The sequence below is a fragment of the Hydrogenophaga sp. genome, from assembly GCF_051007235.1.
Taxonomy (GTDB): Bacteria; Pseudomonadota; Gammaproteobacteria; order Burkholderiales; family Burkholderiaceae_C; genus Hydrogenophaga.
In genome coordinates this window covers 1-1,284 of the sequence record NZ_JBPCSJ010000352.1, presented here as the reverse complement: position 1 = coordinate 1,284, position 1,284 = coordinate 1, and the positions used below count along the sequence as shown (strand labels likewise).

Genomic DNA, 1,284 nt, shown 5'->3' with positions numbered 1-1,284 from the left:
CAACTTCGACAACCACGGCTGCTACGTCATCAGCCTGGGCGCGGTGACCAAGTGGCTGGGCGAGCAGGCCGAAGCCCTGGGCGTGGAGATCTTCCCCGGCTTCTCGGCCGCCGAAGTGCTCTACAACGACGACGGATCGGTCAAGGGCGTGGCCACCGGCAACCAGGGCGTGGGCAAAGACGGGGAGCCGATGGACAGCTTCCAGATCGGCATGGAACTGCACGCCAAGTACACCGTGTTCGCCGAAGGCGCGCGCGGTCACCTGGGCAAGCAGCTGATCGCCAAGTACAAGCTCGATGAAGGCAAGGACGCGCAGACCTTCGCCATCGGCATCAAGGAACTGTGGGAAGTGCCGGCCGACAAGGCCAAGCCCGGCCTGGTGGTGCACACCGCCGGCTGGCCGCTGAACGACGACGCCTTTGGTGGTGGTTTCCTCTACCACCTCGAAGGCAACAAGGTCACGCTGGGTTACGTCATCGGTCTGGACTACCAGAACCCCTGGATGAGCCCGTTCGAAGAGATGCAGCGCTGGAAGACGCACCCCAGCATCAAGGCCCACATCGAAGGCGGCAAGCGCCTGGGCTACGGCGCCCGCGCCTTGAACAACGGCACGCCGCAGGCCCTGCCCAAGACAGTGTTCCCGGGCGGTGCCATGGTGGGTTGCGATGCGGGTTTCCTGAACGCCGCCCGCATCAAGGGCAGCCACGCCGCCATCAAGAGCGGCATGCTGTGCGCCGAAGCGGCGTTCGAGGCGGTGGCCGCGGGCCGCCAGTGCGACGAACTCACGGCCTTCGAGACCGGCTTCAAGGCCAGCTGGCTGCACGAAGAACTCTGGACCTACCGCAACTTCAAGAACTGGTTCAAGAAGAGCGCGCTGATGGGCAAGCTCATGACCGGTGTGGAGCACTGGTTCCTGCCCAAGGTGGGCGTGAGCGTGCCGCCCTGGACGCTGCACAACACCACCAAGGACCACACCAAGCTGCGCCCGGCGGCCGAGATGCCGCAGATCACCTACCCCAAGCCGGACGGCGTGATCACCTTCGACCGGCTCTCCAGCGTGTTCGTCTCCAACACCAACCACGAGGAGCAGCAACCGGCGCACCTGACCCTCAAGGACGCGAGCGTGCCGGTGAAGGTCAACCTGGCCAAGTACGCCGGACCCGAGAGCCGGTACTGCCCGGCCGGGGTGTACGAGTTCGTGAGCAAGGACGGGGCCGATCAGCTGGTGATCAACGCGCAGAACTGCGTGCACTGCAAGACCTGCGACATCAAGGACCCGACGCA

1 protein-coding gene is annotated in these 1,284 nt (G+C 65.1%); it reads left to right on the top strand.

Going from position 1 to position 1,284, the window contains the following annotated elements:
• Positions 1-1,284, top strand: a 1,284-nt coding sequence (locus ACR2JA_RS12600; protein ID WP_434009427.1) for a 4Fe-4S dicluster domain-containing protein, incomplete at both ends; no start/stop codon positions are given.